Source organism: Streptomyces sp. NPDC000878 (assembly GCF_053599695.1).
On sequence record NZ_JBSFMT010000058.1, the window covers coordinates 25,483 to 40,550 of the forward strand.

Genomic DNA, 15,068 nt, shown 5'->3' on the forward strand with positions numbered 1-15,068 from the left:
GGCTACTCCGATGTGGAGGGCAGGGAGGCGCTGAGGGAGCCGAGCCCGTACTCCTCCTCCACGTCCACGCCCGTGCCGTACAGCTGGTCCTCCAGGAGGGGCAGGATCTGGGTGCTCCAGATCAGCTCCAGGCCGTCGGGGTCCGCTGATTGACGGTTCATCAGGTACGACGGTCCGATCGCCCGGTCCGGGTCGGCGAGGCGGGAGTTGAGGGCGTCCAGGAGGTCGGCGGGGCGCTCGGGCAGGCCGTGGCGGTCCAGCCAGCGGCGCAGCAGACCGGCGACGGGAGGGCTGTCCGGGGAGAGCCTGCGGAAGGCGAAGCGGCGGCGCATGGCCGCGTCCACGAGGGCGATGGAACGGTCGGCGGTGTTCATCGTGCCGATGAGGTAGACGTTCTTGGGCAGGTCGAACTGCTGCTCGGGCGAGTACTGGGTGATGATCGGCTCCTCCCGGTACTCCAGCAGGAAGTACAGCTCGCCGAAGACCTTGGCGAGGTTGGCCCGGTTGATCTCGTCGATGACCAGGACGTACGGGTTGGCCGGGTCCTGCCGCGCCCGGTCCACCAGCAGCTTGAACGGCCCCGGCACCACCTCGAAGGCCACGGTGCCGCCGTCGCCCCTGACCGGCCGGAACCCCTCGAAGAAGTCCTCGTAGGTGTAGGAGGGGTGGAACTGCACCAGCCTCGTCCGGTCGGGCCCGGCCACGTGCTGGGCGAGCCGCCGGGCCAGGAAGGTCTTGCCGGTGCCGGGCGGGCCGTACAGGATGATCTGCCGCATCCGCTCCAGCTGGCGGGCGGTGTCGCGCAGCCAGCGGACGTCCATGAGCAGGTCGTCCGCGAGGTCCTCGCCGACCGGCGGCAGCTCGATCGGGCGGGTCACATCGGCCTTGAGCAGCTCCTCCTCGACGGAGTCGGTCAGGCCCGCGGCCTCGGCGAGTTCGGCGGCCACCGTGCTGATGTCGTAGACGGTGGGCGGGCGTTGGAGCTGGCTCTGCACCTGCTCCGGGAGGTCGGCGCGGCGCAGGGGGCGGGTGGCGGTGGCCCACTTGACCGGGCGGCGGCGGGCCCGGTCGGGGCCGTCGGAGAGGTCGTACCGGGCCGGACCCTCGATCGTACCGACGTGCACTTCGTCGGGGGTGACGGTGACGACGACGTCTCCCTGCTTCATCTGGGAGAGGAACAGGTGGAGTTGGCCGGTCGCCTGGCCGCGAACCTGCGCGGTGGCGTCCGGCATGCCAGCGGAAACGGCTTGCTGGATCGCGGGTTTGGTGGCGCCCGGGGGAATCTCCGGCATCTCGCTGAAGCCGATCGAGCAGTAGCCGTGGGCCAGCCAGTCGGGGACGAAGTTCTGCCCGCCGACATTGGACCCCCTTACCAGCCAGCCCTGTTGACCGACCTGGGCCGCGCCACGGCGCCAGTGGCCGAGCCAGGGTTCGGCGAAGAAGTTCACCGGGTCGTCGGACTCCTGCTGCAACAGGCCGCGAAGAGTGAGGAGATCGCGGTCGTCGTCGCCGGTGGGGTCCGGTAGGCGCTTGCTGTAACCCGCCAGGATGCGCTGCTTGCTCCGGCTGCTGGCGATCGGGAGGAAGGCCTCGGGGAACAGGAGCGCCTGGAGGACGTGGAGTTGGGAGCGGCCCTTGTTGTGGCCCATGCCGGTGAGGACGGAACGGCAGGTGTCCCGGAAGAGCCACGGATCGGCCGGCACGGCACCGGCCTCCGTCAACCGCTCCACCAGCAGCACCAGGAACTGGAACTGCGCCCACCGATAGTTGAGGAACGCCTGCCCGCCGTTGATGAACCCGGTGAGCGGGGCGCCGAGTTCGGCCGGTATCGAGATCTCCCGTCCGGCCCAGGACAGCACCTCGTTCAGGATCTCCCGCTTCCTCGCCACTCCTATCTGCTCGGGCTTCAGCGGTACGAGGTTCACGTAGAGGAGTTCGGCGGCGAGGACGATCGTCTCGTCGGGGGCGCCGGACAGCTGCCGTTGCAGCTTGACCAGGAAGGTGTCGGAGGACTCGTCCGGCTGGTCGACGAACCGGTGGCGCAGGTCGGTCACCGTCTCGTGCGTCCAGATCTCCAGCCCCGGGACGAACGCGGAGCCCCCGCCGCTCAGCCCGTCCCGCAGGACCCGCTGCACCGCCGCGACAACCGGACCCCCCTCAACTGTCGTGCCGTATACGCCCGTTCCTGTCCCGGTCTGTTCGATCACGCCGCTCATCGTAGGCGCCGACCCGGAACCACACCGCCAGGACGATCGGATACACCAGGTAGCCGAATCGGGTGGCCGGTATCAGGCACATCGCCAGGCCCAGGCCGATGGCCAGGCGGTCCGCCGCCGCCCGGACCGTGTGCGGCGGCCGGACCACGAGTGACGCGGCCACCGCGACGGCGCTCGCGACCAGCAGCGCGACCGCGAGGACGAAGCCGTGGGGGACGTACTCCGCGAGCAGATGACCGGGGAGGGGGCTGGTCGCCGGGGACTGGATGCCGCCCTTGCCCAGCGGGAACAGCACCACGTGCTCGACGAAGGCGTGCGGGTCGGCCAGAGCGACCGGTATGACAGCCGCCGCTGCCGTCAGGAGGGCGGTCGCCGTAGCCCGTACGGCCGTGCTGCGGCCCGCTGTGACGGCGATCAGGATCAGGGCGACGGGGAGGAGGGGCCAGGCCGTCCACTTCAGGGCCGCCGCGGCGCCGATCGCCAGCCCGGCCGCGACCCCGGACCCGGTGCCGACCCTGGCACTGGCACCGGGTCCGGAACCGGCCCGGCCAGCCAGCGCCAGCCCCAGGCACATCAGGCCGATCACCGGCAGGTCGACCCCGCCGACCGCGAGGGGCAGGGCCACGGCCGGGAAGGAGAGCAGCAGCGCCGTACGGGACGAGCCGGCGCTCTGTCCCGTACGGGTCGGGCCGGCTGTGTGTCCCGTACGGGATCTGGTCGTCGCGTACATGCAGGTCACGAAGGCCGCGCAGAACCACAGGCGGGCGTCCGTGAGGGGGGCCAGGGGCGTGTCGCCCAGGAGGGCGTGGGGGAGGCCGAAGAGGGTCATGCCGGGCAGGTACGGGTTGTAGGCGTCCAGGGTGGTGGGGTAGGCGGGGTACGGGCTGCCCGTGTGCAGGAGCAGGGCGCCCGAGTGTTCGACGACCCCGACCTCGGACTGGGCGCCGCCGAGCACGATCAGCAGGGCCAGGGGGAGCAGTACCGCGCCGACGGTAGCCGCGCGCAGCGCCCGGCCCGGCCAGGGGCGCGGGTCACGGGCCGCCAGGATCGCCGCCGTGCCGTAGCCGAGGGCCGCGCAGACGCCCCACACGCGGTGCGGGGTCAGGGACGTGACCAGCGCCAGGCCGAGGGCGAAGGCGGCGCAGGCCAGCAGGTGGACGACGTCCCAGCGGACCGGGGGTGCGGCGAGGGACTTTCCGGTTGCCGGGGGCGCCGGTGCGGGTGCCGTGACGGTGGTCGTGCTGGGCATGGGCGGGCTCCTGCCGGCTCCGGCTGACTGTCGGTGAGGTGATCGCCAGACGTGAGTGCCTGGGGGCGAGTGCCTGGGGCGATGTCACCAATGTCGCTTCCGGACCGGCCTGCCCGCCTCGGCTGAATGGTCACTGTTCGTGACCGACGGGAGCGCGTCCCTCGGCCGATCGGCCGAGGGAGTGAGCCGCGAGATATGCGTGGGCTGTTTGCCATCTATCTGTTAGCAAAGCTTCACATTCTGATGTCCATCACGTTTCAGGAACGGAGGGCATCAGCTCTTGACGCATGACAGGACATGGGGCTCTTATTGCCGCCACGATGTTTGGTCAAGTTGATTTCTGGTCGTTTTAGATCAGCATGGACCCAGCGTAGTCGTGACCTTGCTCCCCGTTTTGGGGGGTCTGTCCTCAGGAGCCGTCATGCACCACACTCCCTCCGGTCTGTCCGTCCCCGGTCCGAGCCGCCGCACCCTGCTGCGCGGGATCGGCGGCGCGGCGGCACTCGGCGCTGCCGTTCCGCTGCTGAGCGCCTGCGGCGACAGCGACTCGGGTTCCGACGCGAAGACCGTCACCCTCGGCTCGAACTCGTCGGACGCCGTGCCGAAGAAGGCCTTCGCGGAGATCTACGCGGCGTTCACGAAGAAGACCGGCATCAAGGTCGACGTGAACACGAAGGACCACAACACGTTCCAGGAGCAGATCAACTCCTACCTCCAGGGCACCCCGGACGACGTGTTCACCTGGTTCGCTGGCTACCGCATGCAGTTCTTCGCGGGCAAGGGCCTGGCCAGCCCGATCGACGACGTGTGGGCGAAGATCGGGGGCAACTTCCCCGACGCGATGAAGCAGCTCAGCAAGGGCGCGGACGGCAAGTACTACTTCGTGCCGCTGTACACGTACCCCTGGGCGATGTTCTACCGGAAGAGCGTCTTCAAGGAGAACGGCTACGAAGTGCCCACCACCTGGGCGCAGTTCATCGCCCTGTGCAAGCAGATGAAGGCTGACGGCCTGGTCCCGATCGCCTTCGGCGACAAGGACGCCTGGCCCGCGCTCGGCACCTTCGACCAGATCAACTTCCGTACGAACGGATACGAATTCCACACCGAGCTGATGGCCGGAAAGGCATCCTGGACCGACGCGAAGGTTCGCGCCACGTTCGACAACTGGGCCGAAATTCTCCCCTATCACCAGGAGGGCTCGACCGGGCGAACCTGGCAGGACGCGGCCCAGACGCTCGTCTCGAAGAAGGCCGGCATGTATCTGCTGGGCACTTTCGTGGGCCAGCAGTTCACAAACGCGACCGACCGTGAGGACCTCGACTTCTTCGCCTTCCCGGAGATCGACCCCTCCTTCGGGCAGGACACGGTCGAGGCGCCCACCGACGGCTTCATGCTCAGCAAGTCACCGAAGAACAAGGCCGGTTCGGTCCAGCTCCTGGAGTACCTGGGCACCCCGGAGGCCGAGCAGATCTACCTCAAGTCCGACCCGAACGTCGTCGCCGCCTCCACCACCGCCGACACCTCCTCGTACAGCGCCCTGCAGAAGAAGGCGTACGAGATGATCAGCGGCGCGAAGAGCCTCACCCAGTTCATGGACCGCGACAGCCGCCCGGACTTCACCTCCACGGTGATGCAGCCCGCGCTGCAGAAGTTCATCCGCGATCCCAAGGGCATCGACAGCCTGCTCTCGTCCATCGAGCGCCAGAAGAAGACGATCTTCGCCTCGTCATGAGCACCTTCGATTCGAATCCCATGGTCCCGGGGGCGGCGGCCGAGCCGCCTCCGGGCGGTACCGTCACCCCCTCCTCCCCGCAGCGACTCAAGCCGCCGCAGGGGCACAAGCGGCTCCTCACCCGCAAGGACAGGGTCGCCCTCGGCTTCATGGCGGGTCTGCCGACCATCCTGCACATCGCCCTCGTGTGGGTGACGGCCCTCGCCTCGGTCGCGCTGGCCTTCACCACCTGGGACGGCATCGGCTTCGGCTCCATCAAGTGGGTCGGGCTGCAGAACTTCCGCGAACTCTTCGACAGCAACCCGCAGTTCTGGCCGGCCGTCCAGCACAACGTCATCTGGTTCGTCGTACTGATCCTGATCCCGACCCCGCTCGGCCTGTTCCTGGCCGTCCAGTTGGACAAGAACATCCGCTTCAGCCGGGTCTACCAGACGGCGTTCTTCCTCCCCGTCGTGGTGTCGATGGCCGTGATCGGCTTTGTCTGGCAGCTGATCTACAACCCGGACACGGGCCTGATCAACAGCCTCATCGGCGCCAACAAGCCCGGCCACTACATCGACTGGATCGGCGACCCGGACCTCAACCTCTGGGCCATCCTCGTCGCCGCCGCCTGGCGGCACACCGGCTACATGATGATCCTGTACCTGGCCGGTCTGAAGGGCGTCGACCCGTCGCTGCGCGAGGCGTCCTCGCTCGACGGCGCCAACGAGTGGCAGACGTTCAAGAACGTCATCTTCCCGACCCTGCGCCCCACCAACACGATCGTCCTGGTCGTCACGATCATCGAGTCGCTGCGCGCGTTCGACCTCGTGTACGTCTTCAACGGCGGCGCCCAGGGCACCGAGTTGCTGTCGATCCTGGTCACGAACAACATCATCGGCGAGTCCAGCCGGATCGGTTACGGGTCCGCGATCGCCGTCGTGCTGCTGCTGATCTCGCTCGTCGTGATCATTCCGTACCTGGTCAGCACCTTCCGGAAGGAGCGGCGAGCATGAGCGCCTCCACCCTGGCCGTGAAGGGGCGCGCCCCGGTCCGCCCCGCCCGCGTGCTGCTGCACGTCTTCCTCGTCGTCATGTCGCTGGCCTGGCTCGCGCCGCTGCTGTGGGCGATGTACGCGGCGCTGCGTCCGTACGCCGAGACCAGCGACAAGGGCTATGTCTCCTGGCCCGACAAGCTGAGCTTCGCCAACTTCACGAACGCGTTCGAGCAGTCGGACATGACGCACTACTTCGTCAACACCCTGATCATCGCCGTACCGGCGGTGCTGCTGACGCTGTTCCTGTCGTCGATGGTCGCCTTCTACGTCAGCCGCTTCGACTTCCGCGTCAACCTGTTCCTGCTCCTGGTCTTCACGGCGGGCAACCTGCTTCCGCAGCAGGTCATCATCACCCCGCTGTACCGCCTCTACCTGCTGGTGGACCTGCCGGGGATCACCGACTCCGGCAAGCTGTACGACTCCGCGCTGGGCCTCGTCCTCATCCACATCGCGTTCCAGTCGGGCTTCTGCGCGTTCGTGCTGGCCAACTACATGCGGATGCTGCCGCACGAGCTGACCGAGGCCGCGCTGGTCGACGGCGCGTCCGTGTGGCGGATGTACTGGCAGATCGTGCTGCCGCTGTGCCGCCCCGCGATGGCGGCTCTGGCCACGCTCCTCTCCATCTGGATCTACAACGACTTCTTCTGGGCCATCGTGCTCATCTCCACCGGCGAGAACATGCCGATCACCTCGGCCCTCAACAACCTCTCCGGCCAGTACTTCACCGACCCCAACCTGGTCGCTGCGGGTGCGTTGTTGACCGCGATCCCGACACTGATCGTTTACTTCGCGCTGCAACGGCAGTTCGTCAGCGGTCTTACCTTGGGCGCCAACAAGGGCTGAGGCCCGCCAGTCGATGGGCTGTTCAGTTCGATGAGCTGTTCGGTTTCACGGGCTGTTCGCCCGGCTAGTCGAAAGAGAACGACAAGTGTCCCTCCCCTTCACGCCCGTTGCCTCCATACCCGTGGACATCCGTCGCGCCCGCGTCCACGAGGAGGGCTGGCAGTCCTGGAGCCCCAGCGGCGCCTACGCCCCGGGCGACAAGCCGTACCGTCCGACGAACGACAACTGGGCGACGGTCTGCTACCGCCCCGGACATCCCGTCCCCGAAGGCGTCTTCCAGGGGGAGGGCCTGCTGGCCCTGGACCCGGGCGACGGCTCGCCGGTACGCCTGTGGGCGGCACCGGACCCGACGCGCCAAGTCCCCTCCATACGCCTGGAGTTCAGGGAGGACGGCCGGGCGGAGGTGAGCGCGAACGGCCCGGTGACATCGGTGACGGATGAGGGTGACATCCAGTCGGCACTGGCGAGTTGGGCCGAGGGACGCGGACTCCCGGCACCCCGCCCGGCGCCCACGGTCTGGTGCTCCTGGTACGAGTACTTCACCGAGGTCACCGAGGACGACATCCACGAGAACCTGCGCGCGATGGACGTACTCGACCTGCCCATCGACGTCGTCCAGATAGACGACGGCTACCAGAAGGCCCTCGGCGACTGGCTCACCCTCTCCGGCCGCTTCCGCTCCCGGGCCGGCATAGCCGACCGCATCCGCGTCAACGGCCGCCGGGCGGGTATCTGGACGGCCCCCTTCCTGGTCGACCCGAGCAGCGAGTTGGTCGCAGCTCACTCGGACTGGCTGGTACGGGACACGGAGGGCGCGCTGCTGCATGCGGGCCGCAACTGGGGGCACGACCTGTACGTCCTGGACACGACCCACCCGGCCGCGGCGGCCTACCTGACCGAGGTGTTCACGACCCTGCGCGCCGAGGGCTACGACTACTTCAAGGTCGACTTCCTGTACGCGGGCGCGCTGGAGGGCGTACGGCACGGGGGCGGGGCCGGAGAAGAGGGAGCCCTGGCCGCCTACCGCGCAGGAGTCGGCCTGATCCGCGAGGCGATCGGCCCGGACTCCTACCTCCTCGGCTGCGGCGCCCCGATCCTCCCCTCCCTCGGCCTGTTCGACGCGATGCGGGTCAGTGCGGACACTGCCCCGCACCGCCGCCCCGAGGCCGGCGACTACTCCCAACCCGGCCAGGACGCCGCCGAGTTCACGGGCGTCGGACGCCAGTGGCAGCACGGCCGGCTCTGGGTCAACGACCCCGACTGCCTGATGGCCCGCCCGGCCGTGGAGACCCGGGAGCGCTGGGCGGCACACGTCGAGGCGACCGGCGGCCTGATGGCGTCGAGCGACCGGCTGTTGTCCCTGGATGAGTGGGGGGTGGAGACGACTCGCCGTCTGTTGGGTGGGATTGACGGATAAGGACGCCAATAGGCGGTCCCGTACGCCCTCTTGATGAGGTGTCAGGTGGCTCATACTCTGCTCTCCTGGATCGATGAGTTGACCAGGGGGCAGGGTTGGCCACGGAACCGTCTGATCAGTCCGAACCAGCCGAAGCGTCCGTACCTTCTGAAGCGTCCGTACCTTCCGGGCCGTCGGACGAAGAGATTCTCCGGGCCGTCGAGCGTTACCGCTCCGGGCGGGGCCGCCCTGAGCATCTGATCGTTCCCGGCGCGGCGCATGTGACCCCTCATCCACTGCTCGACTTGCGTATCAGACGCAGGTTCGAGGAGTGGGGCAAGCCTGAGGAGAGGGAGGAGCCGGGAAGAAAACTGAAGCAGATCTCCCGGCGGCCGGCCTACACGGACCTCGGCACCCGTGTCGTCCCAGTGCCCGCGGGTTTCGCCCGGTCGGATCCGGTGACAGTGGTGCTCGCGGGTTCCATCGCCGAGAAGGAGTGCCCGGACTGCGACGCAGGCTGGTTGGCATGCGACACGTGCAAGAGGAGCGGCACGCAGAAGTGCCCGGAGACGGTGAAGTGCCCTGGCTGCCGCGGTGGCACCGACGCGTGCTGGTCGTGCGGCGGCACAGGCAAAAAGGGCCACCGGAAGCCGCCCCCGAAGGGTCAGAGAAAGGCGCGAACCACCTGTTGCAGGCGCTGCGGCGAGCACGACATGGCATGCCCCGAATGCTTCGGTGAGCAGACGAAACAATGCCCTCTCTGCAACGGGACGGGAAACAGGTCCTGCGACGATTGCAACGGCAACAAACGCGTCAAGCACAAGCGGTGCGAGGCCACCGGGTACTTGACGACCTTCACAGCGGTGGTGATCAAGCACCCCGTGGTGCCGGACCCGAAACGGATCCTGCCCCCGGCCCACCTCTGGTGGCAGACCCGGCGGGCAGGCTGGCGCCAGGAGATCTTGACCAGCCCCGCCGCCGAACTGCCGGCCGACCTGCCGGAAACCCTCCGCCCCGAGGTCGAACGCCGACTGGCCTTCGCGAAACGGGAGGTACTACGCGAGGCGACCCTCCGCTTTCTGCCGGTCGCCCGTGTCGAGGTCGTCGGGGACCCGGAGTGGGTGTACTTCGCCTTCCCCGAACGCCCAGGGACCGGCGGCGGACTCAAGGTCGTACGGCGGCCCGCGAGGCAGCGGCTTGTCCGGCTCGCTGCCATCGCATCGACGGCGGTCGTGATCGCCGTACTCGTCACATGGCTGGCAATGACGGCAACCAGCTGAGCGCGTGCCTGACGCCGGGTGCTACTCGGCTTCGAAGATCTCCGCCGCGGATGTGGCGGTGACGGCGCGGGTGAGCCAGGTGTCCAGGAGGCCGAGGTCGCTGCAGCCGGTGATCCGGTCGTGGGCTTCGGCGGGCACGTGAATGCCGCGCTGTTCCAGGACGAGCAGTATGGCGTTGGCCTTGCCTTGGGCGACGCCTTCCGCGCGGCCTTCGACGCGGCCCTCGTCCCGGATTTCTTCCGCGATGTAGGACTTGTAGAAGGAGAGGTCCACGGCCACCAGATTCCTCCAGAGCTTCCTGGCCGGGCTGTCGCCCAGCCCCTGTGCGACGAATTCGATGATCGGGTCGGCGTCGTTCTCGGACACGTCCTGCTGCAGGGCGGCGGACAGTGCTTTCAGTATGGCATTGATGTCCGGATCGGCCGCGTGGGTAATGGCGGACAACGCGGCCATCACGAGGTCCTCGCGGGCCTCGGCCGGGTCGGTGATCGCGGGCGTGTTGTGTGGGCCCACGACGAGGGGAGTGAGGGTGAGCGTGGGCAGTCCTGGCGGCCCGCTGGCCACCGGTTGCTGGGCCCACTTGGCGGTGGCGTGGTCCTGGCACACGACCATGAGTGCGGTGGGCAGCCCGTACGTGGTTCACAAGTACGACGTGTAGTAGGCCCAACTCGCGTGCTTGGACGGGACCTTCTGCCGCTGTGCCTCGATGGCGAGGAGGTAGGCACTGCCGTCCGCGCTCTTCAGACGTAAGACGGTGTCCACGCGACGTTCGACTGGGTTGGTCTCGGTCAGGTCGGTGGGCATGACGGTGACTTCCACCGGGGTGGGGAGGGAGAAGCCGAGCACGACGGAGAGGCGGCCGAAGAGATTCGGATCGTGCTGGAAGATGCGGTGCATCGCCTCGTGGGGCGGGCTGACCATGAGGGTCTTTGTGGGTGTGAGGTGGTACGAGTCGCACGGACGGGTATTGCCTCTGGCACATGCAGAAACAAGTCCCGCTGTGAGCGTAGGAGTTCAACAAGGCCTGTCAGCAGCAAAGTTGGCGATGTTCACCCTGAGGAGTGAAGGGCCCCGGGAGCAGGCCGGAGCCGGTTTGCCGAACCGGCAACAGGTCTCGCGTACGCCGTGCTGCCACCGCACGATTGCCGGTGACCGCCAACGTCCGCCCACCGACGACGTACGGAGGCCCCGTGCCCCACCCGCACCCCCTCACCCACCGCCTTGTCCCCTCCCCCGCCGGCCGTGTCCACCTGGTCGAACAGGGAAGCGGCCCCCTGGTCCTGTTGCTGCACGGGTTCCCGGAGTCCTGGTACTCCTGGCGGCACCAGCTCCCGGCGCTGGCCGCCGCCGGATACCGTGCCGTCGCCATCGACGTACGCGGCTACGGCCGTTCCTCGCGCCCCGAGGAGACGAGTGCGTACCGGATGCTCGACCTGGTCGAGGACAACGTGGCTGTCGTGCACGCCCTCGGGGAGCGTTCCGCCGTGCTGGTCGGCCACGACTGGGGTGCGACGATCGCCGCGACCTCCGCCCTGGTCCGCCCGGACGTGTTCCGCGCCGTCGCCCTGCTGAGCGTGCCGTACGCCCCGCCCGGCGGCCCCCGTCCCAGCGAGGTGTTCCCCCATATCGGCGGCGAGGACGAGGAGTTCTACGTCTCCTACTTCCAGGAGCCCGGCCGGGCCGAGGCCGAGATCGAGCCCGACGTACGAGGCTGGCTGGCAGGCTTCTACGCCGCCCTCTCCGCCGACACCATGCCCGAACCCGGCGCCCCGGACCCGCACTTCGTGACGCGCGGCGGAACCGGCAACGGAGCGGGAGGCGGCACCTTGCGCGAACGCTTTCCCCGCGACCGACTGCCGGCCTGGCTCACCGACCACGAACTCGACGTCTACGCCGAGGAGTTCGAGCGCACGGGTATGACGGGTGCGCTGTCCCGCTACCGCAACATGGACCGGGACTGGGAGGACCTGACGAACGGCGGCCACACCGGCGCCCCCATCACCCAGCCGTCACTGTTCATCGGCGGCTCCCTGGACGCCTCCACGACCTGGCTGGCCGACGCGATCAACGCCTACCCGGTCACCCTCCCCGCCCTCAGCGGCTCCCACATCCTCGATGGCTGCGGCCACTGGCTCCAGCAGGAACGCCCGGTGGAGACCAACGCACTCCTGACGGACTGGCTCGACTCCCTGCCCGCCGCCACTACTACCACCAGCGATGGCGGTCACTGAGGATCCGCCGGTCACCGAGCGGCTGCGTGGCCAGGGCGTTGCCGTTGGGGAAGACCTCGCGGTAGTGCTCCAGGGCGGCGGCGGACGCCTGCACGGGGTGGGTCAGGACGTTCCAGCGCACGCCCGGGGTGTAGGGGCAGACGGTGGTGGAACCGAGGTAGCGGTAGGACTCGGTGCAGGTCGGCAGGAGGGTGTCGAGCTGTACGTCGGGTACCTCCCAAGAGTCCTCGGAGGACTCGGAGGACTCGGAGCCTTGGGAGTCCCCGACTCTGCGGGCCGAGGACAGCAGTTGGTCCAGGGAGTCGTTGGCCTGCCCCGGATGAACGAAGACGGCGATGACCGTGTACTCGACCTCCCCCGACTCGACCTTGCGCTTGTACTTCATGTGCTGCTCCAGCGGGAACGCCACCCCACCGACGGTGTGCTCGGACGGCGTGTGCCAGTGCACGTCGACCAGCCGGTAGGTGTCGTCCCCCACACTGAGCAGACACTTCTCCCCGCGCGACGGAACAGCCTTCACCGTGCCCTCGTTGTCCCGGGCGCAGCCGTGACAGTGCAGCTCCGGACCCTCGTAGTGCAGTTCCATGTCCAGCCTCGCCGGGTGCTGGAACCGCAGCGGCGGCAGGGCCGAGCAGTCGGTGTCCTGCGGACGGATGTCGACGGGACTCTGCGGAGGCGGGCAGTTGTCGGCTGACGATGAGGGCGCGGTCTGGGACATGGGTGTACACCTTCGGCTGTGAGTCGGAGGGCGCGGCGCAGGACTGGCGGGAGCCACCGCATAGCCTCCCCGCACCGCCACGCCCGAACTCGCAAGATCACCCGTACTGCTGAACGGGCAGCACGATCCTCAAAAGGGCCCTCGAAGCCGTCGGGATGGAGCGGGTGGGCCCCGTGGGAAAGGGCGCGAGGAGCACCCCCTTCCCTCGGCAGGCGAAACAGCCATCCGCTGGTCACACCAAGTGATCAGCAGCCGATGGCGCCGTCAGCGTGACGTACGGTCGCGGCTGCAACCGAAGCGGTACTTGTGGGGTCTGGACCAGTGATCCGCAATTCGCCGGTGAGGAGACAGAGATGACCCCCTTGATCCCCTGGAGCAACGAGAGCCTCGGTTCGTGTGCCGTCGTCGACCCATACGCCGCACATCCCAGTGACGATGCCTGGCCGACTGCCGCCCAGCCCTGCGATGACATCGACTACTTCCTGCCGCCGCCCAACCCCGCCCACCGCCTCAACTACCTCCTCACCCCGCACGACCACCAACGCCTCGCCCTGCACGCGGCACTCACCGTCGCAGGCATCCCCCCGATGCCCGAAGACCGTGCCGTCATCGACCAGTTGAGCGCCCTACCGGCAGACGTCAACAACACCCTCCAGCGTTGGCTGCACCACGCCCAGTGAGAACCGCCTCCAGCCACGCCGCGGCGAATCCCTGTTTCTTCGGAGGAGCGCCGGGCCCGTCAGAACACACGTCACCGGAGCACACGTCCCCGGGCTCCGGTGACGTTCACTACGCCGTTTCGGCGTGATCTGACGAGACAGTGCGCGCGACTCAGGGCTGCGCCTGCTTCAACAGTCCCTTGACGGACACTTCCGAGTTGACGGAGAACCAGCCGAGGCCGTACCTCTCGGCCTCTCTATTCACTTCGTCGTCGTCCAGGCCTTCGTAAATGTCGTAGATCGACTCGCTTATCTTCTCTTCCTTGAAGTTGAACGAGGAGATGTGGGCATCTACCCCCTCTTCCGGTGACCAGAAAGCCGCCACATACCGTGGCTTGCGCGTCACATTGATCAAGTTGTTGTTGTAGCGCACCCTGCCGTGATGTATGACGTGCTCACCACAGTCGTCGGGCGGGCAGTAATACCTCCCTTCCGACTCAAGCCAGGAGAGTTTTTCGTAAAAGAATTCATCGTCGAGCTTTCCACGGTCCTTCCTCAGGGCGGCGAACGAAAGAACGGCGTTCAGCGTTTCGTACTCGGTATCCTTGGGGAGCGTGATCACCGTCTCCATCTTGTACTCTTCCCCGGGATCCAGTGTCTCCCCAGGGCCATTGAACTGCCCGGATGAAATGATCTCATCCACGACTTTACTCTCGAAGACCTCTGACTCCGGGGCCCATCCGTCCTCTCTGCTGTCTTTCCATTCCTTCATCCCCTCGCCCGACTCGGAGAATTCGGCCAAGCGCCCCCAGACCGTATAGTCGTCGACGACGATGTAGACCGGGATCCCTCCGGTGTTCTTCGCGTAGAGCTTGAGGGGGAGGTGAATGTAAGGTGAATCGGCGTCTGTCTGCGGTGTCCCGAATTCTGATTTCAGGACGAAGTGGCGGGGGGCGGCGATGGGCTGATAGAGAATAGAGTAACCCAGGCTGATGGCTGTCAGGAGCGCCGTGACGGTAACTCCTGCCGCGAACTTCCTGGGGTGCGGTATCCCTCTCCACACCTTTTCGTGGATTAGGGTTCGGAGGGCCCACAGTGACCAGAGCCACAAGGCAAGAAAAAGCAGGACAGTGGCTATGAATTCTCGTTCCTGCAGCCACAGGAAGAGGAGGAGGGTCGTGGTGGCCAGCGTCATGAGCACGCCGAGAAGGACCAGTGCTCCGGACAGCCTGACCTGTCGGCAGCCCCAGTGGTCGACGACCGCAGGCAACGCGAGGCCCTGAACTGCGCCGGCCAACAGGAACAGAACACCGACCAGACGTTGCGCGAAGGTCAGTGCTCCCAGGGCGTCCGCCCAGCCGATGACAGCGTGCAGAGTCAGCGAGCCGAGCAGTCCCACCAGCATGAGGGTGATGACCGCACGCCGTCTCCATCCCCTGTCGTCAGGCCAGACGCTGCTGTCGCCACCGCGCCAGTGGACGCGCGAGCGGTCGTCGAGGTCCATGTCGTCGGGGTAGCCGAGGGAGTGGAGTACCTTCCGCAACCCGCGGAGGGACCAGGCGGTACCCACCGTCTTGCCGTGGATGGTGATCCGGCGCAGACCGCGCGGGTCAGGCGGCTCGATGACCACCCATGGTCGTATGCCCATGGGACCAGGCTCGGCGTCCCGCCCGCCAAGCGCACGCCGAGCTGCTGCGTTCGATTGGGT

At 67.6% G+C, this 15,068-nt stretch carries 11 protein-coding genes and 1 pseudogene; 7 read left to right on the forward strand and 5 right to left on the reverse strand.

From position 1 onward, the window contains the following. Window positions 1-2 precede the first annotated feature (2 nt). Both ACWDR4_RS36200 and ACWDR4_RS36205 read right to left on the reverse strand, forming a co-directional pair. Window positions 3-2,207 carry an McrB family protein gene (locus ACWDR4_RS36200; RefSeq protein ID WP_450414764.1) on the reverse strand — a complete coding sequence of 735 codons (2,205 nt, stop codon included), beginning with the start codon at window positions 2,205-2,207 and terminating at the stop codon, window positions 3-5. After that, complete coding sequence (locus ACWDR4_RS36205; protein WP_450414766.1) at window positions 2,158-3,465, reverse strand: glycosyltransferase 87 family protein; 1,308 nt, start codon at window positions 3,463-3,465, stop codon at window positions 2,158-2,160. Before ACWDR4_RS36205 ends, ACWDR4_RS36200 begins: the two co-directional genes overlap by 50 nt. A gap of 421 nt (window positions 3,466-3,886) precedes the next feature. Between ACWDR4_RS36205 and ACWDR4_RS36210 the strand changes: the two genes are divergently transcribed. From ACWDR4_RS36210 to ACWDR4_RS36230, 5 genes are all read left to right on the forward strand, one after another. Then, window positions 3,887-5,197, forward strand: coding sequence for an ABC transporter substrate-binding protein (locus tag ACWDR4_RS36210; protein WP_450414767.1), 1,311 nt, complete (start codon window positions 3,887-3,889; stop codon window positions 5,195-5,197). Next, window positions 5,194-6,192 (forward strand): carbohydrate ABC transporter permease, encoded by a 999-nt coding sequence (locus ACWDR4_RS36215; protein ID WP_450414769.1) that lies wholly within the window; start codon window positions 5,194-5,196, stop codon window positions 6,190-6,192. Before ACWDR4_RS36210 ends, ACWDR4_RS36215 begins: the two co-directional genes overlap by 4 nt. After that, window positions 6,189-7,076 (forward strand): carbohydrate ABC transporter permease, encoded by an 888-nt coding sequence (locus ACWDR4_RS36220; protein ID WP_450414771.1) that lies wholly within the window; start codon window positions 6,189-6,191, stop codon window positions 7,074-7,076. Before ACWDR4_RS36215 ends, ACWDR4_RS36220 begins: the two co-directional genes overlap by 4 nt. An 85-nt stretch (window positions 7,077-7,161) precedes the next feature. Then, window positions 7,162-8,493 carry a glycoside hydrolase family 36 protein gene (locus tag ACWDR4_RS36225; protein WP_450414773.1) on the forward strand — a complete coding sequence of 444 codons (1,332 nt, stop codon included), beginning with the start codon at window positions 7,162-7,164 and terminating at the stop codon, window positions 8,491-8,493. A 284-nt stretch (window positions 8,494-8,777) separates the two neighbouring features. Continuing rightward, on the forward strand, window positions 8,778-9,752 hold the full coding sequence (locus tag ACWDR4_RS36230) for a hypothetical protein (RefSeq protein ID WP_450414775.1): 975 nt from the start codon (window positions 8,778-8,780) through the stop codon (window positions 9,750-9,752). A 21-nt stretch (window positions 9,753-9,773) separates the two neighbouring features. On the opposite strand, the pseudogene ACWDR4_RS36235 reads toward ACWDR4_RS36230, so the two are convergent. Then, a pseudogene (locus ACWDR4_RS36235) lies at window positions 9,774-10,673 on the reverse strand (hypothetical protein). A gap of 269 nt (window positions 10,674-10,942) precedes the next feature. Between ACWDR4_RS36235 and ACWDR4_RS36240 the strand changes: the two are divergent. After that, complete coding sequence (locus ACWDR4_RS36240) at window positions 10,943-11,983, forward strand: alpha/beta fold hydrolase (RefSeq protein ID WP_450414777.1); 1,041 nt, start codon at window positions 10,943-10,945, stop codon at window positions 11,981-11,983. Here the strand turns inward: ACWDR4_RS36240 and ACWDR4_RS36245 are convergent. Beyond that, window positions 11,958-12,701, reverse strand: coding sequence for a carbonic anhydrase family protein (locus ACWDR4_RS36245; protein WP_450414778.1), 744 nt, complete (start codon window positions 12,699-12,701; stop codon window positions 11,958-11,960). The genes ACWDR4_RS36240 and ACWDR4_RS36245 overlap by 26 nt on opposite strands. A gap of 353 nt (window positions 12,702-13,054) precedes the next feature. On the opposite strand from ACWDR4_RS36245, the gene ACWDR4_RS36250 reads away from it, so the two are divergent. Beyond that, on the forward strand, window positions 13,055-13,381 hold the full coding sequence (locus ACWDR4_RS36250; RefSeq protein WP_450414780.1) for a hypothetical protein: 327 nt from the start codon (window positions 13,055-13,057) through the stop codon (window positions 13,379-13,381). 151 nt (window positions 13,382-13,532) lie between these two features. On the opposite strand, the gene ACWDR4_RS36255 is transcribed toward ACWDR4_RS36250, so the two are convergent. Next, entirely contained in the window at window positions 13,533-15,008 is a 1,476-nt protein-coding gene (locus tag ACWDR4_RS36255) for a hypothetical protein (RefSeq protein ID WP_450414781.1), read from the reverse strand. Window positions 15,009-15,068 lie beyond the last annotated feature (60 nt).